Source organism: Novipirellula methanifontis, assembly GCF_052161655.1.
Classification (GTDB): Bacteria; Planctomycetota; Planctomycetia; order Pirellulales; family Pirellulaceae; genus Novipirellula.
Window position 1 is genome coordinate 6380781 of the sequence record NZ_CP197418.1, and the last position, 21729, is coordinate 6402509.

The following is a 21729-nucleotide window of genomic DNA, read 5'->3' on the forward strand; positions in this document are numbered from 1 at the left end:
GCGGGGTTTTCACCAAGCTCCGAATATGAAAAAAGCCAGATTCCCCCCAAACACTAACTGAAACACTTCAGTCAGAAAGGAATCTGGCCATGAGTCGCAAGAAGCAGACAAAACGTAGTAAGCAAAACCAACGTCGCAAACCTAACCGCCAATCTCGTCGCAAGAACAAGACGATCTTCAACGAGGTGTGTCGTTGGATTGTTCCCAAAGGTGAATTGTTTACCAAAGATACATTTCATGGCAATATCAAATGGATGCCCGAAGAATTGGCGATCCAGGCACTCATCTGGTCTTGGCAAAATGAGATAAACGTCACCGATGCCTTCGATCAGACGATGGAAATCTGTGAAGAGCTGGGGCTTCACTGCACCGCCAAAACCTACACGGCCTTCATGAACGCATTGGATCGCTACGAATCGCTGTTCACGACGCGGCTTCGCCAGAGACATCAGTCATTGGCCCAGGAAGTGGGCGGACGTTTTTGGAGGTCCGCTGACTGGGTACTGATCGGCTTCGATGGGTCACGCGTGACGGTCCCGCGAACGGCCGCCAATGAGAAAGCTTTTTGTGCACCCAACTATGGCCGCGGCGTGCGTGCCAAATACGGAAAGAAGAAGTCCAAGGGGATGCGACGGAAGCGGAACCAGAAGAACAAACCTCAGCCACAAGAACCTCAAATCTGGGTCACGATGATGTGGCACATGAGCCTTCGTCTACCGTGGACTTGGCGTTTGGGGCCATCGAACTCAAGCGAACGAGGCCACGTCGTGGAGATGCTTAAGGAAGAGACTTTCCCGGAAAAGACACTGTTTTGTGGTGACGCGGGCTTCGTAGGTTATCCTCTGTGGAGTGCGATCCTGGCTGCCGGTGGTGACTTCCTTGTTCGTGTCGGAGCGAACGTGAAGTTGCTCAGCGAGCAGGCTGATATCAAGCAACTCGGTGGAGGTCGAGTCTTGTGTTGGCCCAAGGGGAGGATGGAATCTGGCGCCCCGCCGCTGAAGCTGCGTCTGGTGAAAGTGAAAGTTGGCAAGACGAAGATGTGGATGCTTACGAGCGTATTGAGCGCTCGTAAGCTGAGGCACAAGCAGCTCATTGGTTACTACAAAATGCGTTGGGGAATCGAAGTCGAATTCCGCGGCTTGAAACAAACCATTGACAAGCACAAACTACGTTGCCGCAACAGCGATCGGGCATTGGCGGAACTGGACTGGTCGATTCGCGCGATGGCGATTGCCGAACTGCTGGCGCTGCGAGAACAGATTCCCGAACAGCAAGACGTTCCCGAGCAAGTCGACTATGATCCGAAAAAACGAAGTTTGGCCAACACGATGCGTTGCTTGCGACGCTGCATGCGTCGCCTCGACAAATATTGCAGTGCGAGTGACAACATGCTGCACAGCCTGTCGCAAGCCCTCGTCCAGACCTATCAAGCGGGCACGGACAAGAAGGCGCGTTACCGTCCAAAGAACCCACACAAGAAACCGTTGGGCGATCCTGAAATAAGAAAACTGAACATGGAAGAACGTAAAAAACTCGCCGAATTCCATCAAAACCAAGCGGCCTAAAATACTTCATAGCGTTGGCCAAAACGGCTAACTAAATCAGCAGTCTCCGAAGCTGGTGGAGAGGTGGCAGGAATCTTGCGTCACCGCACCGCCATTACAGTACCAAACATTTACGAGCCCGACGCTACCCGCTAGCGGCTTAAAGTCGAACGCATTGCTGCAAGCCGATCGGCCGCTTTGCACAACAACACTTCGCGGGCCGAAAGTCTTGGCGACTATCGCTACCTACTTCTTTTCCTCGGATTTCTTTTCCTCGGGCTTCTTCGCTTCAGGTTCCTTCGCTTCGGGCTTTTCCGCCTCTGGCTTCTCGTCTTTCTTTACTTCAGGCTTCTTATCTGCGGGCTTTTTGTCCTCTGCTTTTTTATCAGCAGGTTTCTTCTCCGCGGCCTTCTTGTCTGCGGCCTTCTTGTCGTCGGCCTTCTTGTCTGCCTTAGGTTTATCAGTCTTCTTCTCTTCTTTGGCCATCTCCTTCTTTTCTTCAGGCTTGGCCTCTTCCTCGGGTTTCGCCTCTTCCTCAGGCTTCTTGTCGACGACAGGCGGCAATGGTTTGTTCCAGGCCTCGGATTCCTTGACGACGACGATGCCGTCTTTGCGGGTTCCGACCATCAGTGTTTTGTCGTCGTGGAAACACAGCGCCCAGGCACCACTCTTCGCCGGACTGAGATCGGATCCGACATCATTTTTGTCATTTTGCATCGGGAAATACAGTTTGCCACCGAGGTCCGCTGCGGCCAGTTTGCCGTTTTTCGAGACCACAAATTCGGTGATCCAGTCACCGGCTCGCGTCAAACGAGTGGGCTTGGCATCCGCTTTCGCTTCGCATTGATACAAGTTGCGATCGCCACTGCCGATCAACAGATTTCCGCCTGCGTAGACGACGCTCCATGCTGGTTGGTCGCTAACCTTGATCTTGCCGCTGGCCGTCAACTCAGGCCACTGGATCAAATGCACTTCGCCGCCACCATCGGCTGCCGCGATCTGTTTGCCATCGGCTGAAAATGCCAACGCAGTAACCGATTGTCCGCCCAACTCGAGTGTTTTGGTGACTTTGTTTTCCGCCAGATCCCAAACCATCACCTTGCCGGCTTCGTTACCCGCAACGATGGTTTTGTCATCCGGAGCAAACGTCAACGATTGGCACCATCGCTCGAGTGCTTTCTCGTGCGTTTTGGCTTCTTTCGACTCGACATTGTAAGTCACCAAGTTGCCACGGTAATCGACACTCGCGATTGTCTTTCCGTCCGATGTGGCGTCGACACACCATACGGCCGCTGGGTGGCTGTACAGGTCCGTCAGTGTTTTAGGGTCCGAGACCGAGAACGTTTTTACCTGTGCTTCACGCAGCAGTAGTCCGTCGGCGGTCGCAGCGACATAGGTGTCACCCGAGAGCGGGGCAATCGATGTCACCCACAACGCAGGAGCGTCGTTCTTGGCGTCATTTTTCTTGTCCGCTTTGTCTTCTGCGTTGCCGAGGGTTACGCCAAGGGCAACAAAAAGTGTCGTGAGACAAACCAAGTCAACAAATCGTTTGTTCATCGAATTCGCTCGTGGTAGGTAGGTGGGGAGGAAAGGGAGGGGGGACGAATAGGTTTACGAGTTTGGGAATCCCGAATAGTCCAGGGTGCCCGTGATCAGTCGGCTTTATCGGGAACCTTTTCCAGGATGTCCAGTAACACCTGGTCCGGTTGGACTCCTTCGGCTTGAGCTTCAAAGTTTAGCAGCACGCGGTGCCGCATCGCCGGCAAGTAGACGCGGCGGATGTCTTCAAAACTGACGTTGTATCGGCCATCCAACAACGCGCGGACTTTCGAGGCCAGTGCCAATGTCTGAGCACCACGAGGGCTGCTGCCCCAGCGGATGTAGTCGTTGGTCGCCTTAACGCTGTGAGCTCCGTCGGGATGCGTCGCCAATGTCAAACGTACCAAGTAATCTTGGACGTGAGGCGCCAGAATCACCTCGCGAACCAGCGTTTGCCACTTCATGATCTCAACACCATCCATCACCTTTTCGATTTCCGTTTTGACACGGCGGGTGGTGCGATCGACGATTTCGTTCAAATCTTCGCGGGAACTGTAACCCACCACCAATTTGAACAGGAAGCGGTCCATTTGAGCTTCCGGCAACGGGTACGTGCCTTCTTGTTCAATCGGGTTTTGCGTCGCCAACACGAAGAAGGGCTTATCGAGCGTGAACCGCTGGCCCGCCGCCGTGACGGTTCCTTCTTGCATCGTTTCGAGCATCGCGGACTGCGTTTTCGGTGTCGCCCGGTTGATTTCGTCCGCCAACAGGATTTGGGTGAAGACGGGACCGCGTTGGAATTCGAATCGACGTCGCCCGTTCTCGTCCTCGTTGATCATGTTGGTGCCCAGAATATCGGCGGGCATCAAGTCGGGCGTGAATTGGATGCGGTTGAAGTTCAGCTCGAGAACTTCGGCAAGCGTTCGCACCAACATCGTTTTACCGAGGCCGGGAACGCCTTCGAGCAGACAGTGGCCGCCACATAACATCGCCGTTAACACGCCATGAACGATGTCGTCGTGACCGACAATCACACGGCCAATCATGTCACGCACCGCTCCGTAACGACTACGAAACTCATCCGCTTGGCTCTGCATCGACTCGACAGTGGTGCTCATGTTGCGTTTGGCAAAGTGTGGAGAAACGAAATGACCGGACACTCGGTGCCCGATTCTAACGAAATTCCACGCCGCGTGGGGGAGCGTGCCAACGCATTTTGTGGGATAGCCTTCCAGCCTGTTATCAAACCCAATTCCCTTACTTCTTCACCGTAGCCCAGACAAAGCAAATGGTTTCGGGCTGCGGCACGTGACGCAAAACCGTTCGGCACCACAAAACGCATCGCCGAATTTCCATCCAACGCATTTGCGCTGTTCCGACAAGACTCTGCTCTCCCTGTGTTCTGAGGTCGTGCGGCCTTTTATTTCGTTGTGAATCGAGTCCTTTGACGTGCTTCACCTCCCCGAAACTTGTTTTGGGGAGGTCAGAACGAGCGGAGCAAGTTCTGGGTGGGGCATCGAAGTGTTAGAGATGACAATGTGCAAGCTCAACGTCGCCAGCCCGAGAGCGGAAAACTCGCTGAAGGCTCCTTTTCCGACCCTAGTATATGATCATTGTGGTGTTTCGACCGGTTTTCGCGTCGATTCGCTGTGATGACCTTTTCGCAGTCGCTCTGCGGAAAAGTCGCTGACTCACAGATCCTATCCGACCCTTCTCGGCCCCAGGCTAGAGCGATTGGGAGCTTGATCGTGAGTCAGTTCTTTTACCCGAACGGTCGCTAGGTCGGCGTCATGCCAGACCGCATTTACTAGGCAGGGACTTTTAAGATGAGCAACGAATCTACTACAAACACTCGACACGAAACACCACTGTCGCGAACCGGTTACCAACGAGTCATCGGAGTCGATGTTGCCAAAAATAATCTCGATCTTTGTGATTCTCAAAACAAGCTTACCGGGCGAATTGATAACGACGTGAAGAGCATTCAAGCGAAATTGCTTGACCGCATTGATCCTGACAGCGCGACATTGATTCTCTGTGAATCCACCGCCAGCTATCACCTGTTGATGACTGACATGGCTCACGACAGCTCGATTGACGTCGCCATTGTCAACCCACGGCAAGTCAGAGACTTCGCCAAGGGCCATGGATGGCTTGAGAAGACCGACACGATTGATGCAGCGATGATTTGTCGATTTGGTCAGGACGTTCCGGTCCACTTGGCAGTCAGACGCAGCGAGCAACAGAAGCATCACACCGCGATGGTTCATCGTCGGGTATCGCTTCTGAAGATGCAGGCTCAAGAACGATCGCGGTTGCTACATACCACCGACAAAGAGACTCGCAAGTTGCTAAAACAGATGCTGCGCAACATCGAAAACCAGCTAAATCGCGTTGATAAACGACTCAGCGAGATCCTCAAAGAGCTGGCAAAGCAAGAGCCCAAAGTGCAGATTTTGAAGAGCCACCCCGGCGTGGGCGAGGTCACGATCAATGTGCTTCTGACTTCGCTGCCTGAGTTGGGGCAACTCAATCGCAAAGAGATTGCGAAGTTAGTTGGCGTATCGCCGATGGCTAAGCAAAGTGGCACCAAGGATGGTAAACGAATGGTGCGTGGTGGGCGTCAATCGGTCCGCTGTGCATTGTACATGGCAGCGTTATCAGCTCGGCAGTACGACGAGCGTCTGAAAGCCTTTTACACACGTCTAAGAAAGCAAGGGAAACCGTACAAGCTGGCGATGATCGCTTGCGTACGAAAGCTTCTTTCGACACTCAATCAGATGGTTCGTAATCAAGAAACGTTTGACACTTCAAAGTTCGCCGCGATGGTCTGATCAGTCCACCAACGAAATAACGGTTGAAGAGCCCCTTTCGCGTCGCCGTCACATTGGCCTGCGCCAGCATCTGAGGCCGATGTGACGGCGATGCGGAAGGGGCGGCCCCATTTTGCCGAGCCCGAACAAGCGTCGAGCCAGGGATCGAGCGAAGTATTTGGAAAAAACGGCAGCCGACCAACGACCGAAATCGCTCGTCGACTGCCTACGTACTCGAGCGTTGCCGCTCGGTACAAGGGTCCAAACATACACGTAGCCAGACTCCCATAGGAGCCCCCTATGTCCTTCGATGCTGCGCATCGAGGCGAAACATCGAATCAAAAATTTAGTTTTTTGATAAGCGACTATTGCCAAATCTTAACACGGTCGCTCCCATCTTCGTTGGGAGGGTAAAGCAAGTGGTTGCTACCACTCAACTTAAAAGCCGCACAACCTCTTCTATTGCGAATCGCGTTTGGGACGGCTTAACTGAACCAAATTGTTCTCCGCCTTGGTCGCGGGATTTTTGGGGCAATTGCCACAGCCCACCGAGTCCGCCGGATTGTTGCTCAACCCTTTGCGGACCGTCGCGACCATCCCCCGCAATAACCACAACGCGGCCGCGGCGACAATGCAGATCGAAATTACGGTTTGCCAATCGATCACGATGCCAAGTTCTCCTAGAAGAATCGTGTGCCGACTTGATACGTGACCAACGCGCCAATGTAGGCCAACACGGTCATGTAAGAAAAACTGAGCACGGGCCAGAACCACGAGTTGGTTTCTCGTTTGATCACCAGCAATGTGCTGACACACTGCGCACACAGTGCAAAGAACACCATGATCGATAGTGCCACTGGCACCGTGAACACCGGCCGGCCATCGGGCCACTTCGATGCTCGCAGCGCCGCCATCAAACCGTCGTCTTCTTCATCGACGTCGCCACCCAGGCTGTAGATCGTCCCCAGCGTCGCGATGATCACCTCGCGGGCCGGAAAACTTGCGACTGCTCCGACACCAATTCGCCAGTCCCATCCGAGTGGCTTGACCACCGGTGCGATTACGTGACCAATTTGTCCCAACGCACTGTTCTCCAGCAACGTCGAACTCAACACACGATGCTCGGCTTGCAGCGTTTCAATCTGGGCCGCAATTTCTTCAAGCTCAGGCGTCTCTGCCACGATTTCGTCATCGGCTGACGGTTCATTTGCTACGACTTGAATCGATTCGAGTCGCTCGAGTTCATGTTGGATCTCAAATTGTCGCGAATGGTCTCCTGGCCAAAAACCGGCGAACCAAATCACAATCGACGCTGCAAAGATCATCGTGCCCGCACGCACCACAAACGCTTTGCTCGCTTCCCAAACGCGAGAAAACAATACGCTCGCCGAGGGGACTTTGTACTCAGGCAGTTCCAACACAAACGGAGCGACCTCGCCTCGCAGCAGCGTGCGTTTCAGTAACCATGCAATTGGAATCGCCACCACGACGCCGACCAAATACATCGCCATCAACACGAGTGCCTGCGTCGACAACAATCCGCCCACGTAGCTGGCACTCGGAATAAACGCTCCGATCAGCAACAGATAAACTGGCAATCGAGCACTGCAGCTCATCAGCGGCGCGACCATGATCGTAGCAAACCGGTCGCGGCGGTTTTCGATCACGCGGGTCGCCATCACGCCCGGTACCGCACACGCAAACGAACTCATCATCGGCAAAAATGACTTGCCGCTCAGACCGAACAACGTCATCACACGGTCGACCAAAAAGGCGGCCCGCGCCATGTAGCCGCAATCTTCCAACAGTGCCAGGAAAAAGAATAGCAATGCGATCTGCGGCAGAAAAATCAAAACGCCACCAACTCCGGCGATCACCCCGTCCACCAACAAGCTTCGCAGCATTCCCGGCGGCACAATGGCGGTAACCCAGTCCGATACGAGTCCGGTGCCATATTCGATCGCATCCATCGGATACGACGAAAATGAATAGATGCACTGGAAAATAAGGAACATCATCGCAAAGAAGCAAACCAGTCCGGCCACGCGATGCGTCAACACTGCGTCCAACAGATCGGTTGCGTTTCGTGGTTTGCCAAGTTTAGTCGAGACCACATTTTGCAGACTGCGTGCGGCCCATGAATAACGGGCGCTGCACTCCATGTCGATCGCATCGCCAACCTTATCGGCTAACTTTTCTCGTGCCGCACTGATCGCCGGCAAAACCGCAGCACCCAAGCGGCGGACCGCTCGTCGTTCCGCTTCGCCACCTCGATCCAACAACATCCGTTCGATTAAATATTGATCGGGAAGAACCGACTCAGTCGCTGCGCGGTGCGATAGCGATTCGGTGGTGCAGGCACGCGAGATCAGCTCGCTCCGCAGTTCGCTGCAAACTTCGTAAAACTCGCTCGGTAGCGGACGATCACGTTGGGTCAGATGGACCGATTCGGAATCCGCTCGCTCCAGTTCCGTGCGGATGGCTGACTTCAGTTCGTCGATTCCCGTCCTCCGCGATGCACTGGTGCAAACGACCGGCACTCCTAGATTCTTGGACAATTGATCGACATCGATCACAAAGCCACGTGCGTCGGCCGTGTCGATCATATTCAGCGCGACGATCGTTGGTTTGCCTAGCTCGAGCACTTGGCTGACCAAGAACAAGTTTCGCTGTAGCACGGTCGCGTTGACGACGCAAACAATCACGTCGATCGGCGATTCCGACTCGACATCGCCTGTCAAAACCTCGACTGCCACCAATTCGTCCGGTGAACGAGGGGCCAGACTGTAGGTGCCGGGCAGGTCAACCAGATCGATGACCCGGTGGTCGCTGCCGCCAAGATCGCAGCGTCCGATTTTCTTTTCAATCGTGACGCCCGCGTAGTTGCCTGTGCGGACATGCATTCCCGCTAAGGCATTAAACAGCGTGCTCTTGCCCGTATTGGGATTACCAACGAGCGCGACGCGGGAGGTTACTTTTGCAGCCGTCTTTCCCGCCGAGGGCAAGGTGCGATTGGCGGAACTCGCCATTGATTTAATCTACGTCCTAGGAAGGTCGTGCCAGAAGAAGAACCGCTCTGGCGAAGGAGGGGGGGAGGGCGTGTCGGTCCCGACACGAATCGTCGCAGATGAACGCGGTCGTTACGAAACCAACGCCGGTTCCGCGATCGGTTCGATAAAGACGCGGCGTGCTTCACCACATCGAACCGCGATCCGGCTGCCCTGGACCGAGCACTTCAACGGATCGCCTAGCGGTGCGGTGCGTAGGAATTGTACCGATTGACCTGGGACAAAGCCCATCTCTCGCAAACGCGATGCAATGCCATCAAATCCGTCGATGCGGACAATTTGGGCCATTTGCCCCGGTTGCAGCTGATCAAGTGTCGTCACAGTCACGCCTTTCCTTTTATTGAGAATCAGTCTCAGTAAGGCCAATTGTGAACATCTCGGGTGTCGTTGTCAAGGCAACCCGGGGATCCAGTAGCCCCGTTTCTTGGATCTAATTTGTCGCATCCCCCTTCCCACCGGACCGTTCTGGTTCGGGATCACGCAGCCTAAGATAACCCCTGCCAAACCAATGCGGAGCCGAGGAATCCGCCCGGAATTGCCTCAATGCCCTACGTTTCCTCGCCTCGGGGCACTACAACCAACGTAATCGCGATTCAGCATTTGACGTTTTCTGATCTCCACCTGACCTTAATTCCCCACTCGCTCGTCACTCATGTCCGACCTCGACATTCTTTTCGAAGACAACCATTTGCTGGTCATTAATAAACCAGCTGAACTCATCACGATGGGGGCAGAAACAGGTCCCACGCTGCACATCCACGCCACCGAATACCTGCGAAAACGCTACAACAAGCCTGGCCGTGCCTATCTGGGGATCGTCAGCCGATTGGATTCGATGACCAGCGGCGTGATCGTGATGGCGAAAACCAGCAAGTCGGCCTCGCGTTTAACGCCCCAGTTTTCGGGACAAGGCAAAGATGTCGCCTCGAAAACCTACCTCGCGGTGCTCGAAGGGTGTTTGGACGCCGAGTATGGCGAGCTGGTCGATCATGTCGCCAAAAATGATTCGGCTCGTCGTATGGAAATCGTGCCGAAGCAGCGTGATGGTGCCCAGCTGGCTCGGCTTCGTTACGTCTGTCTCGCCGCCGAGCCCGATGCATCGCTCGTTGCGGTGCGATTGTTGACCGGACGCAAGCACCAAATCCGCTTGCAATTCGCCAATCTCGGCTTCCCTGTTTGGGGCGACCGGAAATACGACGCCAGTAACCCGTTTGAATCGGGGATCGCGCTGCACAGTTGGAAACTTGAAATCACCCATCCCACACTTCGCGAGCGAGTCGGATGGTCCGCGCCGCTGCCGGAATCGTGGCAGAAATTTGGTAAGCTAATTCCAGCGCGACGAAACCTTGTACTGGACAAATCGATGGAAGCGAAACTGGGAACGCCCGAGCAGCGGTAGCCATGACCAAAAAGACGGCGTCAAAATCCAAACACGCATCCACACCACGGGTATGGCCGACGAAGATTGTTTCCGGGGGGCAAACCGGCGTCGATCGCGCCGGATTGGACGTCGCGATCGCGCTAGGCATTGGACATGGCGGTTGGTGTCCGGCAGGCCGATTGTCCGAAGACGGCAGCATTCCCAGCCGCTACGAATTGCAAGAGATGCGATCGAGCGAATACCCGCCGCGGACCGAGCAAAACGTGATCGACAGCGACGCGACTTTGATTCTGTACGAAAAGAAACTTCGCAGTGGCACGCTACTGACGCGGCGGATTTGCGATCGACTTGGCAAAGCGTATTTGTTGGTGCGGCTGCCGGTTGACGAACCCGCTATGATTGCCCGTTGGCTTGCCGAGCATCAGCCCGCGACGCTGAACATTGCCGGCCCGCGTGAAAGCACGTCACCTGGCATTTACGAACGTTCGTTTGCTTTTCTGATCAACGTCTTTAATGAACATCCATGACATCGTCCTGCAGCTCAAACCGCTCGTCGATGCAGGACTGTTCGTGCTGATTTGGTTGGTCCAGTGGATCATTTATCCTTCGTTTGAATTCTGCGATCCCGACCGATTCAAGTCGTGGCACACACGCTATACCCAATTGATATCGTTCTTTGTCATCCCGCTGATGTTCGCGCAAGTCGGGCTGCACGGCTGGGCAATCGTTTCGGATCCCAGCATCGCGGGCTGGTTCGCAATCCTCTGCATCGCCATCGCCTGGGGGTCAACGTTCGTGCTCAGCGTCCCCTGCCACAACCGCTTGCAGCAGCACGGCTACGACGTCGCCACTATCGGCCGCTTGGTCCAAACCAATTGGGTTCGCACCGCCGCCTGGACCGCCGTGCTCATTGTTGATTTGTGCGTTCTCGCGTGAGGCGTCGTCGGCCCCGGTACACCGAGCTCCTGCTCCCAATGTTGTGAAGCATTTAGAGACCGCAAATTACGGTGTTTGTTTCCCGTGGCTACGCTCGCCAGAGCGTGGATGGTTGACGTCCAATACGAATCACCACCTTCCTGGCGAAGGTAGCTACGAAAAAATGCTTCACAGCGTTGCCCTACTTCGCCACGCAAAACAAATGCTCTTCTCCGCGGATGAACATTTCGTTGTCGACGATCGCGGGAGTGGCATCGACTGTCTCGCCCATCGAACTCGTTGCAACCACCTTTAGTGTCGGTGAGTCTTCGATCACCACGACCGCACCGCTGCGATCGAATAGGTAAACATAGCCTCCTGCGGCAATCGGGGACGCGTAGATGTTCTGCAGCCCCGGCAATCGCTGCGTGCTGTAATACAGCTTTCCGGTCTTGGCGTCGGCACACGACAACAATCCCGCTTTGCCTTTGTAAAAATAGATGCGGCCGGACGACAGCAACGGCGAAGCGATATCGGGAGTGTCACGGTCCAAATGCCAAACCACGTTGCGGGTTCCTTCAATGTCGCCGCGGCCATCCAATTGGAACGCGCCCAAGAAAGCACCGCGAAATCCGCTGCCGATGTAAACGATTCCATCCGCAAACACTGGACTCGCCGCAGGACGCTGCGTTTGCCCGCCGCACCGCCACAACTCTTTGCCGGTTTCCAAGTCATAGCTGCGAGCCGAATTCTCACCGTTCATGATTACTTGTTTTTTGTCATTGGACGGAACCACGAGCGGCGTGGCCCAGCCCGTTGGTTCATCGCGATTGGTTTTCCAGATCGTCTGTCCCGTTCGCTTGTTCAACGCGTACAGCGCCGAATCGCCTTCGTGGTCCCAAGGCAACAAGATCATCTCGCCTTCGATCGTGGGCGAACTTCCCTCACCAAACGAATTCCGCGTTCGCATCTTGCCAAAATCATCACGCTTCCAAACCAGCTTTCCATCCATCGTGTAGCAGTACAGGCCGCGTGAACCAAAGTGCGCGTACACGTGCTCGCCGTCCGTGCAAGGCGAAGCGGATGCGAAACTATTGGTCGCGTGGGTCGGTTCGTGCGGCGTCGACGTGGTGGCAACCGCATCCCAAAGCAATTTGCCAGTGCCCCGATCAAAACACAACACTTTGAAATCCAGACGAGGCAGTCCGCCTTGGCGATTCGTGTTGCCTGCCGGTTCGCTCGAAACGACAAAGACACGATCATTCCAGACCACCGGCGAACCCGAACTGCGACCTGGGATTTTGACTTTCCATTTCACGTTTCTGCGGCTATCGAATTCAACAGGCGGGTTGGCATCCGGAGCGACTCCGTTGCCCGTCGGCCCACGCCAATGAGCCCAGTTTTCGGCACGCACTTCGGCGATCGTCAACTGCGAAACGCACAAGAAACTCGCCAGTGTGGCAATCCAAACAGAACGATTCATAGAAATTCCACTCAGCTAATAAGGGGGGCCGTTGATATTGTGATTCAATGACGCCGCGATCTCGTCATCGGCGACTGCTGGCCGCGATCGAATTGGGGGAAGGCAGGGCGGCATTTTACAGTACACTACGGCCAAGGTCATCAAGGTGCTTTTGTCCCGTCGATTCTTATTTCGCTTCGCTATTTACCGATCCACCGTCATTTATGTCTGCTCTCGAAACGCGACCCTCAAAGGACTCTGAACCACGCTGTTATCGCTGTTTTCGGCCGGCCAACGCCTGTTTTTGTGATGCAATTCCCGCGGTGGACAACCAAACCGACGTGTTGATTTTGCAGCATCGCCGCGAGCGTTTTCATCCGTTCAATACCGCCCGCATCGTCAACCAATCGCTTCGCCGTTGTGATTTGATGACTGAGCACAACGTCGACCTCAATCGGCGATTCGAATCGCTCCCGCTCTCCGATCGTGTCGGCGTGCTGTACCCCGGCAACGATGCCAAACTGTTGAGTGAACTTGCGCCCGCCGAACGTCCCGAGCAATTGATCGTGATCGATGGCACATGGCATCACGCCAAAACGTTGATGCGGGACATCCCTCGACTGCAGACATTGCCGCGTTACCGATTGGCACCGGAAACGCCCGGCCGCTATCGAATCCGCCGCGAGCCGAACGAACATGCGCTTTCGACACTTGAGGCGACCGTGTCGGCATTGCGAGCAATCGAGCCCGACACCGAAGGACTCGATCGGCTGCTCGGCGCTTTCGAACGGATGGTTGACGACCAGCTCAATCACACACCGTCGGCCACGAATTGGCGAGCTAATCAATCGCGTCGCCGCGGTTCGGCGAACGTGCCACGCGTTTTGACACGCGAGCTCGAGAACGTCGTCGTCGCGTATGGCGAGCAAGAGAAGGGAGAGCGACTCGATCGCGGTGCACGCCGAGGCGTGCGAAATCGTTTTCGCGCCAAACCGATCCTGTGGACCGCCGAGCGATTGGTCAGTGGCGAGCGATTCGAGTGCACGATCCAAACCGACTCGGGGCTCGAGAGCGACTTTCTCCAGCGTTTGCAGTTGACCGAGCGTGACTTTGCCGATGCTGTATCCGTCGACAGCTTTCGCGAGCGTTGGCAAGCGTTCTTGCGTCCGACTGACCACGTGGCCGTCTATCACTCGAACACCGCAAAGTTGTTGCGGAATGTTGATGCTGAGTTTTCGGACACATTGATCCTGAAGTCGATTCACATGAAATCGCACACAAAGTCTGATTCGCTCGAATCGTTTTTGGTCGACCAAGCGATCCAGGCAGAAGTGGAGGGCAGTTCCCGAGCATCGCTACGGCTAGCCAACGCCATCGCATTCGCAAAGCACCTCAGCCAACGCGATACCACCCCACAAGTCTAGCGACAAAAGTAGCAAAATCGCGAAGCAATGACACGCGATAACCACGGACGGACGTCCGTGGTTAGTCCGCGACCAATTCAGGCCAGTCGCAAAACGACGACATCAGTGTTTGCCGAGGCACGTTCGAATGGCGTTGGATACGGCCCACGCATCGGCAAACGATGTGGTTCGTCGTCCTGACGCAACACGGCTCTCTGCGCGTCCTCATGCCGTCGCTTCGCGACTCTACCGATTGAGCTCAACGGTTTTCCCCGGACTGACGTCCGGGGCTACTACCTACCGTCGCGTTGCGACTCACAGACACCATAATCGCGAAGCGATGGCACGCGGTAGCCACGGACGCAAGTCCGTGGTTTGCAAGCGACCCATTCAAGCCAGTCGCAACGCGACGACATCAGTGTTTGCCGAGGCATGTTCGAATGGCGTTGGATACGGCCCACGCATCGGCAAACGATTTGGTTCGTCGTCCTGACGCAACACGGCTCTCTGCGCGTCCTCATGCCGTCGCTTCGCGACTCTACCGATTGAGCTCAACGGTTTTCCCCGGACTGACGTCCGGGGCTACTACCTACCGTCGCGTTGCGACTCGCAGACACCATAATCGCGAAGCGATGGCACGCGGTAGCCACGGACGTAAGTCCGTGGTTTGCAAGCGACCCATTCAGCCAGTCGCAACGCGACGACGGGGATGTTTTTCCAGCTAATGCGATTTGATACGGTGCAAGTGTTTATTGGTGGGGCTGATTCTCGTCATTGCGTATGATACAATTCCTGTCGTCGGGATCCGTTTGCTTTACTAGTTCGGGTTTACTTATTCGATTGCAACGAATACTAGACATGTCAGATTTCTCGACACAAGATTTACGCCGCGACGATTCCAAGCATGTGGAATGCGGGGCAGTTGCGTGTTCAGTCCTTTCTGCATCGGAGTCCTTGAATGGATCTATTAGATTCGCTGCAATTGTTGTCGTCGCGTCTTGAGCAGTTGTTGCCGAGTATTAAAACGGAAGAGGCAACCAAAAATGCGTTGATTATGCCGTTGCTAAATTCGCTTGGTTACAACGTGTTTGATCCGACGGAGGTCGTTCCAGAGTTTGTTGCTGATGTTGGCACGAAGAAGGGTGAAAAAGTCGATTACGCGATCTTTATTGATGGCAAAGTAACTCTGTTGGTTGAATGCAAGCCTGTCGGATCGCCATTGAGTCTTAATCACGCAAGCCAGCTATATCGCTATTTTTCCGTGACCGATGCGAGGTTTGCTGTTTTGACTGATGGTTTGCGGTATTTGTTTTACAGCGACCTGGAATCGCCGAATCGAATGGACGAAAAGCCTTTTTTTGAGTTCGATGTCCGTGAGTTCGACGAGAAATCAGTGTCGGAGTTAAAGAAATTCTCAAAGCCGCTTTTCAATCTCGAAAACATCCTCAGCACGGCGAGTGAGCTTAAGTATGCGCAGCAAATTCAGAACTTGATTGCCAGTGAATTTGATAATCCAACGGATGATTTCGTGCGATTGCTTGCAGCGCAGGTTTACACTGGGCGAATCACATCGAGTGTGCAGGATCAATTTCGTCTGCTCGTAAAGTCGGCGCTGCGAGAGTTTCTTCGTGAGCGTCTGACGACAAGGCTTCGCTCTGCCATTGACGGAGTGTCATCGGAAGCCATCGTTGCTGGCATATCGAGTCCGGCTACGGAAGAGTCAGATGATAACGCAGATGGGATCGAGACGACGGTCGAAGAAATTGAGGCATTCCATATCGTGCGAGCGATTTTAGCAAAAGTGATCGATCCGGGGCGAGTGGTGATGCGAGATACGAAAAGTTATTGTGGTGTTTTGCTTGATGACAACAACCGCAAGCCGATTTGTCGGTTGAGGTTTAACTATTCGCAGAAATATATCGGCCTATTCGGTCCGGACAAAATGGAGACTCGCGAGGTCGTTGAACGTTTGACAGACATCTATCAATTTGCTGATCGCCTTATCCAAACCGTGCAAGCTTATGACCAACGAGTCAGCAAGGTTCCCGATGCAGCCGGCCTGCAGGAACAAGAAGCCGCTGAGTGAAGCGAAGTGGGAATTCGGAAATCATTGCCACCTGCCAACATTCGTGTTTAGCATCGCATTTGATTGACTTTAGGTCGGAGGTACCCAAATGATTTGACCGCGAATAACGCCAATCGACGCGAATGCATTTTTGGTGGAAAGCCTTATTCGCGTTCATTTGCGTGATTCGCGGGCCAACTGGCTTCAAAATTGCTGAGAATGGCATCGTGCAACTCGCCTCGCACCAAACGCTCGGATGCATTAAATGGCAGTGTTTACTTGTGACGACGACTTGGCCGACGTGTGGCGGCGGGTTGTCTACTGTCTGTTCTCCTCCCGTCGCTCGGCAACTCGATGGAAGTCGACATTTCCCCGATACTGACGTCCTATTAGTCGCACGCAAACACGATTACGCCGGAGGCGTTTCAGGTATTAGCCGGCGGTCGAGCGACGCGAACACCGCCGGAAGCCTATTCAAACTTACACACCGCCCCCGGAGGTGGTCGTAGATCCATTATCATCGAAGAACGGCGAAAGTTGTTGCCACCGCCGAGGCAAGCTCGGCCTGAAGGATGTTTCACGGTGCTGCACCTCTCGAGTCCGTGTCATTAGGGTAATGCCGGACGGAGGAAAGCGAATTTATCCGCTGGTGCACCCGGCTCAGTCCGACACATTGGCTCGCACGTGTCGGGAAGTATGTTTGTAGGTCAGCATGTTTGATGTGAAAAAAAATTTGAATGACGGATTGTGAAGTGCTCTATCTTCCTACCTCCATGTTCCTACCACGATTTTTTTCGCCGCGCCCGTTGAACTCGGACGTTGTTGTGGGCTGTTGTCACTCGGACCATTGCCGCATCCCGTGAATGGAGTGCAGGTTTCCGTCGCAAGGAGATCGAATACAAGTAGCGAAGATTGGTGTTCTTTTTTGCTGGAACACTAATCGCCGCTGATAAACACTAATCGTTGTGCTGCTTGTAGGACGACCGAATTTCAAAACGGTCCAGTGTCGCTTGGGCTCGCGTCGGCCGGTATTCTGCAGGTTTGTGGACGCCAAAGCAAGCGATTGCACTGCTGCTCGGTTTGGGGATGCTGATTGCAGGTTTTGCACTGCGTTTATGAAAAGAAGAACGGATCATAGGAAATCGGTGTCATCCACCAACGTCTGCGGTCCAACTGTCAACTTTTCGGGGGTAATCCCAGGCTTTCCAGCGATGAGGAACTCCGTTTCAGGTCGTGTCGATTTGCTCGAGGAACGACGGGGGCAACGTCAAGGCGAACCGGCACTTGCCGCGGCGGATGCTGTGGGTTTGGGATTCGCTACCGACTTTTCCAGCTGAGATTCCGCATGTGTGGCGGCGCACCCTGCCATGGTTTGCCAATACTCCGCCGTTGATCTTTGTCTTTAAGCGTTTCTTGGTCGCCCAGCCGTAGTTCTTTTATGCCGTTCCAATCGGCCAACGATCCGCCCGATGCGTTTTCAAAATCCGCAGGTGAGAGAATGATCGTTTGCCAATCGGCACCCCCGTCAAGTTTGACTTCGGCGGCATAGTCATCCAGTCCGATCACGAATGAGTTCGGTTCGTCTGATTGAACTTCGATTGACAGCTGCGAGCCCTGAGGAGCTGCCCATTTCCGATCGTAGACTTTGTGCGTCCGACGTGGCCATGAGTAGGGTTGATAGCTGAACCATTCTTGTCGCCAGTCGCCGTTAAACGATTCAATCACACGAGACCGCTTGGCGGTTGCTTTGACACCCGCGGCCTGAAGCTGGGCTGGCGATATCATCGACATCAACGATGACAGGTTGAATTGATCGGTTGAGTAGGTCCCATAGTAGTAGCCTGCACCGGTGACCGTGTCGTCGAGCGGGTAGGTGACGTTGGCATAGACCCACAGCGGTCGATCGATGCTCAGCAGTGGCAGCTTGCCAGCCCAGCCTTTATCGTTTTCGCTCGCCGCGACATGATGCCAAAACCTTGCTTTCGTGTTTTTGAAGTCATCTTTTTGGCTGTCGATCTGTCCGTGCTGCGTGTAAAAGATGTCGACTGAAAAAAACGGATTACTCGAGTCGGGGTGTATCAACAACGACGGCACGCCATCGTCCGTTTTTAATGACAATTCTGTCGTTGGGGACTCGGGGCATTGGAAAGTGCCCTTCAAGTGTTGGTCAAACCAGAGCTGGCTAGCGACTTCATATTCGGCGGTGTCTTGGTGGTTATGGTGCGGTGCACAGGTGACTCGATACTCGTCCGTTTTGATTTCAGTGACTGCGGTTTGCAAGTCATTGATACGACCATGAAAGTCGTTGGCAGGACTAAGAAAGAAGACCGGGCAAGTGATATGCTTTAGATAAACATCGTCGGCGATCGTTCGCTGATACAGCGAGTCGTCGTTGTCGATACTGCGGTTACTGATTCCGCCACAAGACGATGCGGCTGCTTTGACGCGGTCATCGGTTCCCGCCGTCATCACCGTCAGCTTGCCGCCCATCGAGTGTCCGTAGACTCCCAACATGTCACCGTCCACTTGAGGCTGCTGTTCCAGAAACGTCAATGCCCGGCGTGCCCCCAACGTGCACAGGTACCAGGGATTGTTACGAGGTGACGCGACGGTATCTAGAGTCCACGGTTCTGGATCGACACTTGCAAACCCATTTTTGGGATTTCGGCACGGAGCATGGTAACCATCCAGTGGTCCCCAATCCGTGGTGACGCGGTAGTTGGGGTCGTCGGTCTTGCCATCCCAAAAGAGCTTCACGCCATCTGGATTGACTTTGTAGTTGGGTGCGGCGATGCGACCGGCCCAAGCGATCGAGATGGTTGCATAGCCGCGTCGGGCGTTGGTCAATATGGCACGATAGTCGGCGTACTGGCCGCCGCCGTGAATTTGCACCAATCCCGGCAAACCCGCGCCGCCTTTGGGGTAGCCGAACACGGCTGCCATCATCGCCTTTTGGCCTTTGAAGACGCCGATGCGATAGCGGAGCACCTTCAACAAAACGTCGCCCTCTTCCCATTCGTAGAGGATCTCGACATCGAGCGGTTCAGCGCGCGGATCGTAGCTTGCCCAAAGTTCCTCGTAGGTTTGTGGTCCGAGCCCATTTTCAGTAGGAGGAAGCGTTTCTTGTGCGAACGCGAACGCACTTCCCAAGCAGCACACGAGTGCGGCAGCGACAGCGAGATGGCTTGGTTTCCGGCGCTTTTGCAGATGTGTCATGGTCATTTGCCTTGCGTATCTTCGTGTCATAGCGAGTTCCGGCAAAATTGAGTTGCGTTTATCGATAAGTCGACGAAGCCAAATCGAGCGACTTACCTGAACGGATATTCATGGTAGCTGACAGTTGTTTCTGCTGCTGAGACAAGATCGACGAGAGGATCCCAGAAAAAAGGAAAGGTCTGCCACTCCGGCCGACGCAAAACGTCCTAGAAGCTCGTCACGGTTGTTTTTGTATCTGTGATCAGCGTCTGGGTTACAATCAGTCGTGATTGAACTGTTCGTTCAATCGACAGCATCCACGCCCAAAGCGGTTGCGTCGAAACCTTGATCCGAATTTTGCAAAGGTACAACATGAACAAACCATTGCTCTACGCCATCTTGTTTTGTTCCATCACCGCAAATCTCGTTGCCGACGATGCTGTAGCGACAAAGGCGGTGGCCGATCCACCGGCAATCCAGCAGCGTTATCTCGTTACGCTTGTTGAGTACCACATGGAGGACATACTCTCGCCATCGCTGAGCGAAAATGAGATCATTGCGTTGATTGAGAAGCAGAATGCGGAAGCGGTTGAGACAATTCGGCTCTCTGCACTGGAGGGTGTCGAAAGCATGGCCCAGTTTGGGCGACGCGTCACAGCGACGACCGGAACCATGACGGTCCGTGGTATTACTGAGCGACGAACCGAAGCAATCCAAGTCGGCTCGATTATTCGGCTGACTGCCATTGCGAAAGATCACGGTGTCGAAGTCAAGATTGACTTTGAAGCTTCACGAATCGCAGGTAAAGGTGGCGATGATTCGCCGCCGGACATCAGTACGTCCAATATTTCGACGTCACTGATTGTTGCTCCAGGAAAGTGGGCGTTGCTCGGGTCCACGTCGGCCGGTGAGTCATCCTACGTTTTGCTCTCGATTGCGAACGTACAGTAATAACGCGATGAACGATCGAAATTGTTTGCCATCGATCATGAATCCCTGATGATTACAAAATCACGGTTTTGTGATCTCGATCTTTCAAATTGAGAAATGTTCGGCACAATGAATATCCAACAAAGTTTACGGCGTCACTGTCGCAGTCAATGGATGGTCCTTGCGCTGTTGGTCGTCTGCTTTTGGTCTCCGCCAGCGGTGGCGCAGCAGTCGGGGTTTCCGTTTGTGCTGCCGAAGCAAAAGCCCGATCGGCAGCTGAGTGCGGCGATGCAGCGAAACTACGTGGCCTATCCCGCGCCGCGTCCGGAAGACAACGAACTTTACTCACAATTCAAGTACACGCGGTTGGAAGGCCTCGACTATCACGATGGCGACGGGACCGTTTCACGCCGTGATCCTTCGAAGGTCATTTTGGTCGACGGCACCTATTACGTCTGGTACACCAAACGCCACACGCCGACACCGCCTCAGGGAGCAGAAGCAGCGACCGATACAATTCCATCGGCCGACTGGGATCTAGCGGACGTTTGGTACGCCACCAGTCAAGATGGTTTCACTTGGCAAGAACGCGGCATTGCGGTCGCCCGACCCACCAAGCCGCAAGTGGGTTGGCGATCGGTGTGCACACCCGACATTTTGGTTTGGAATGGCAAGTACTATCTGTACTACCAGGCATTCAAAGAACCCAGCGGATTGCGAGGGGATGATTGCCCCGTTCGTGTCTCGCGTGCGGATTCGCCCGAAGGGCCTTGGACGCCGCACGATCAAATCGTGATTCCCAACGGCGGCGAAGGCGAGTGGGACCAATACTCGATCCACGATCCGTACCCGTTGGTTCACAACGGCAAGATCTCTCTGTACTACAAATCCGACTTTGATGGCGATCCGTCGCTGGTTCGGATGCAGGGGCTTGCCATCGCCGACAATCCGCTGGGGCCGTTTGCAAAGCACCCGCTTAACCCCGTAATTAACTCGGGGCACGAAACGACGTTGTTTCCATTCCGAGAAGGGATTGCGGCCTTCGTGATTCGCGATGGGAATGAACATTCCACAGTGCAGTATGCCAAGGACGGAGTTAACTTCGAAATAGCGTCGATCGCGTACTTGATGCCCGATGCAGCGGGCCCGTTCATCGCGGATGCATTCACCGACACCCAGGATGGGCGAGGCATCACATGGGGACTTTCGCACTTCACCAACGCAACCACTTGGGACCATAATCATGCGATCTTGGCAAGATTCGATTGCGACCTCAGCCTTGACGTTCACGACCCTCAGATGAAACGAACAGGTTTACATTTGGGTCCGGAAGTGCACTTTATGCAACATCTCGATAAATCGCAAAGAGTGCGCATCGAGCAAGCTAATCGTGAAGTCACCGGCAACTGACCGA

General features: G+C 54.4%; 17 protein-coding genes. 9 read left to right on the top strand and 8 right to left on the bottom strand.

All coding sequences use genetic code 11. The features are described 5' to 3' along the window. The first annotated feature begins 89 nt into the window (after positions 1–89). Positions 90–1565, top strand: coding sequence for a transposase (locus SH528x_RS23000; protein WP_442505179.1), 1476 nt, complete (start codon positions 90–92; stop codon positions 1563–1565). A 225-nt stretch (positions 1566–1790) separates the two neighbouring features. Here the strand turns inward: SH528x_RS23000 and SH528x_RS23005 are convergent, their stop codons facing one another. Together SH528x_RS23005 and SH528x_RS23010 are read right to left on the bottom strand one after the other, a co-directional pair. Continuing rightward, positions 1791–3101 (bottom strand): WD40 repeat domain-containing protein, encoded by a 1311-nt coding sequence (locus tag SH528x_RS23005; protein ID WP_442505793.1) that lies wholly within the window; start codon positions 3099–3101, stop codon positions 1791–1793. A 95-nt stretch (positions 3102–3196) separates the two neighbouring features. Further along, complete coding sequence (locus SH528x_RS23010) at positions 3197–4201, bottom strand: AAA family ATPase (RefSeq protein ID WP_442505794.1); 1005 nt, start codon at positions 4199–4201, stop codon at positions 3197–3199. 708 nt (positions 4202–4909) lie between these two features. On the opposite strand from SH528x_RS23010, the gene SH528x_RS23015 reads away from it, so the two are divergent. Continuing rightward, positions 4910–5917, top strand: a complete 1008-nt coding sequence (locus SH528x_RS23015) for an IS110 family transposase (protein ID WP_442505216.1) — start codon at positions 4910–4912, stop codon at positions 5915–5917. 438 nt (positions 5918–6355) lie between these two features. Here the strand turns inward: SH528x_RS23015 and SH528x_RS23020 are convergent, their stop codons facing one another. The 3 genes from SH528x_RS23020 to SH528x_RS23030 all read right to left on the bottom strand — a co-directional run bounded on the left by SH528x_RS23020 (position 6356) and on the right by SH528x_RS23030 (position 9285). Then, positions 6356–6562: a hypothetical protein gene (locus tag SH528x_RS23020; protein WP_442505795.1), complete on the bottom strand. Its 207-nt coding sequence runs from the start codon at positions 6560–6562 to the stop codon at positions 6356–6358. A 14-nt stretch (positions 6563–6576) separates the two neighbouring features. Further along, a complete protein-coding gene (feoB, locus tag SH528x_RS23025; protein WP_442505796.1) occupies positions 6577–8925 on the bottom strand; it encodes a ferrous iron transport protein B in 2349 nt (782 codons plus the stop codon). Positions 8926–9036: 111 nt separating this feature from the next. Further along, the gene (locus tag SH528x_RS23030; RefSeq protein WP_442505797.1) at positions 9037–9285 is read right to left on the bottom strand and encodes a FeoA family protein; all 249 of its coding nucleotides are present in this window, start codon (positions 9283–9285) and stop codon (positions 9037–9039) included. A 331-nt stretch (positions 9286–9616) separates the two neighbouring features. Between SH528x_RS23030 and SH528x_RS23035 the strand changes: the two genes are divergently transcribed. Genes SH528x_RS23035 through SH528x_RS23045 form a run of 3 tightly spaced genes read left to right on the top strand, consistent with a single transcriptional unit; the run spans position 9617 to position 11281 of the window. Further along, on the top strand, positions 9617–10363 hold the full coding sequence (locus tag SH528x_RS23035; protein ID WP_442505798.1) for an RluA family pseudouridine synthase: 747 nt from the start codon (positions 9617–9619) through the stop codon (positions 10361–10363). A gap of 2 nt (positions 10364–10365) precedes the next feature. Continuing rightward, a complete protein-coding gene (locus SH528x_RS23040; protein ID WP_442505799.1) occupies positions 10366–10872 on the top strand; it encodes a putative molybdenum carrier protein in 507 nt (168 codons plus the stop codon). Continuing rightward, positions 10859–11281 (top strand): hypothetical protein, encoded by a 423-nt coding sequence (locus SH528x_RS23045; protein WP_442505800.1) that lies wholly within the window; start codon positions 10859–10861, stop codon positions 11279–11281. The genes SH528x_RS23040 and SH528x_RS23045 overlap by 14 nt, the downstream gene beginning before the upstream one ends. Before the next feature lie 181 nt (positions 11282–11462). Here SH528x_RS23045 and SH528x_RS23050 read toward each other — a convergent pair whose 3' ends face one another. Continuing rightward, entirely contained in the window at positions 11463–12743 is a 1281-nt protein-coding gene (locus SH528x_RS23050; protein WP_442505801.1) for an outer membrane protein assembly factor BamB family protein, read from the bottom strand. Between the two features lie 203 nt (positions 12744–12946). Between SH528x_RS23050 and SH528x_RS23055 the strand changes: the two genes are divergently transcribed. Next, positions 12947–14146: a tRNA-uridine aminocarboxypropyltransferase gene (locus tag SH528x_RS23055; protein ID WP_442505802.1), complete on the top strand. Its 1200-nt coding sequence runs from the start codon at positions 12947–12949 to the stop codon at positions 14144–14146. A gap of 937 nt (positions 14147–15083) precedes the next feature. Further along, positions 15084–16211, top strand: coding sequence for a type I restriction endonuclease (locus SH528x_RS23060; protein WP_442505803.1), 1128 nt, complete (start codon positions 15084–15086; stop codon positions 16209–16211). A gap of 935 nt (positions 16212–17146) precedes the next feature. Here the strand turns inward: SH528x_RS23060 and SH528x_RS23065 are convergent. Beyond that, complete coding sequence (locus SH528x_RS23065) at positions 17147–17326, bottom strand: hypothetical protein (RefSeq protein WP_442505804.1); 180 nt, start codon at positions 17324–17326, stop codon at positions 17147–17149. A 181-nt stretch (positions 17327–17507) separates the two neighbouring features. Then, positions 17508–19406: a dienelactone hydrolase family protein gene (locus SH528x_RS23070; protein WP_442505805.1), complete on the bottom strand. Its 1899-nt coding sequence runs from the start codon at positions 19404–19406 to the stop codon at positions 17508–17510. Between the two features lie 351 nt (positions 19407–19757). On the opposite strand from SH528x_RS23070, the gene SH528x_RS23075 reads away from it, so the two are divergent. Then, positions 19758–20336, top strand: coding sequence for a hypothetical protein (locus tag SH528x_RS23075; protein WP_442505806.1), 579 nt, complete (start codon positions 19758–19760; stop codon positions 20334–20336). 153 nt (positions 20337–20489) lie between these two features. Continuing rightward, positions 20490–21725 carry a glycoside hydrolase family 117 protein gene (locus SH528x_RS23080; protein WP_442512164.1) on the top strand — a complete coding sequence of 412 codons (1236 nt, stop codon included), beginning with the start codon at positions 20490–20492 and terminating at the stop codon, positions 21723–21725. The last annotated feature ends 4 nt before the right edge of the window (positions 21726–21729 follow it).

Bases quoted from the DNA above. Each gene is read 5' to 3' on its own strand.
- SH528x_RS23000 (WP_442505179.1), top strand. From the start codon at position 90: ATGAGTCGCAAGAAGCAGACAAAACGTAGTAAGCAAAACCAACGTCGC.
- SH528x_RS23005 (WP_442505793.1), bottom strand. From the start codon at position 3,101: ATGAACAAACGATTTGTTGACTTGGTTTGTCTCACGACACTTTTTGTT.
- SH528x_RS23010 (WP_442505794.1), bottom strand. From the start codon at position 4,201: ATGAGCACCACTGTCGAGTCGATGCAGAGCCAAGCGGATGAGTTTCGT.
- SH528x_RS23015 (WP_442505216.1), top strand. From the start codon at position 4,910: ATGAGCAACGAATCTACTACAAACACTCGACACGAAACACCACTGTCG.
- feoB (WP_442505796.1), bottom strand. From the start codon at position 8,925: ATGGCGAGTTCCGCCAATCGCACCTTGCCCTCGGCGGGAAAGACGGCT.
- SH528x_RS23035 (WP_442505798.1), top strand. From the start codon at position 9,617: ATGTCCGACCTCGACATTCTTTTCGAAGACAACCATTTGCTGGTCATT.
- SH528x_RS23040 (WP_442505799.1), top strand. From the start codon at position 10,366: ATGACCAAAAAGACGGCGTCAAAATCCAAACACGCATCCACACCACGG.
- SH528x_RS23045 (WP_442505800.1), top strand. From the start codon at position 10,859: ATGAACATCCATGACATCGTCCTGCAGCTCAAACCGCTCGTCGATGCA.
- SH528x_RS23050 (WP_442505801.1), bottom strand. From the start codon at position 12,743: ATGAATCGTTCTGTTTGGATTGCCACACTGGCGAGTTTCTTGTGCGTT.
- SH528x_RS23055 (WP_442505802.1), top strand. From the start codon at position 12,947: ATGTCTGCTCTCGAAACGCGACCCTCAAAGGACTCTGAACCACGCTGT.
- SH528x_RS23060 (WP_442505803.1), top strand. From the start codon at position 15,084: ATGGATCTATTAGATTCGCTGCAATTGTTGTCGTCGCGTCTTGAGCAG.
- SH528x_RS23065 (WP_442505804.1), bottom strand. From the start codon at position 17,326: ATGATCCGTTCTTCTTTTCATAAACGCAGTGCAAAACCTGCAATCAGC.
- SH528x_RS23070 (WP_442505805.1), bottom strand. From the start codon at position 19,406: ATGACACATCTGCAAAAGCGCCGGAAACCAAGCCATCTCGCTGTCGCT.
- SH528x_RS23075 (WP_442505806.1), top strand. From the start codon at position 19,758: ATGAACAAACCATTGCTCTACGCCATCTTGTTTTGTTCCATCACCGCA.
- SH528x_RS23080 (WP_442512164.1), top strand. From the start codon at position 20,490: ATGGTCCTTGCGCTGTTGGTCGTCTGCTTTTGGTCTCCGCCAGCGGTG.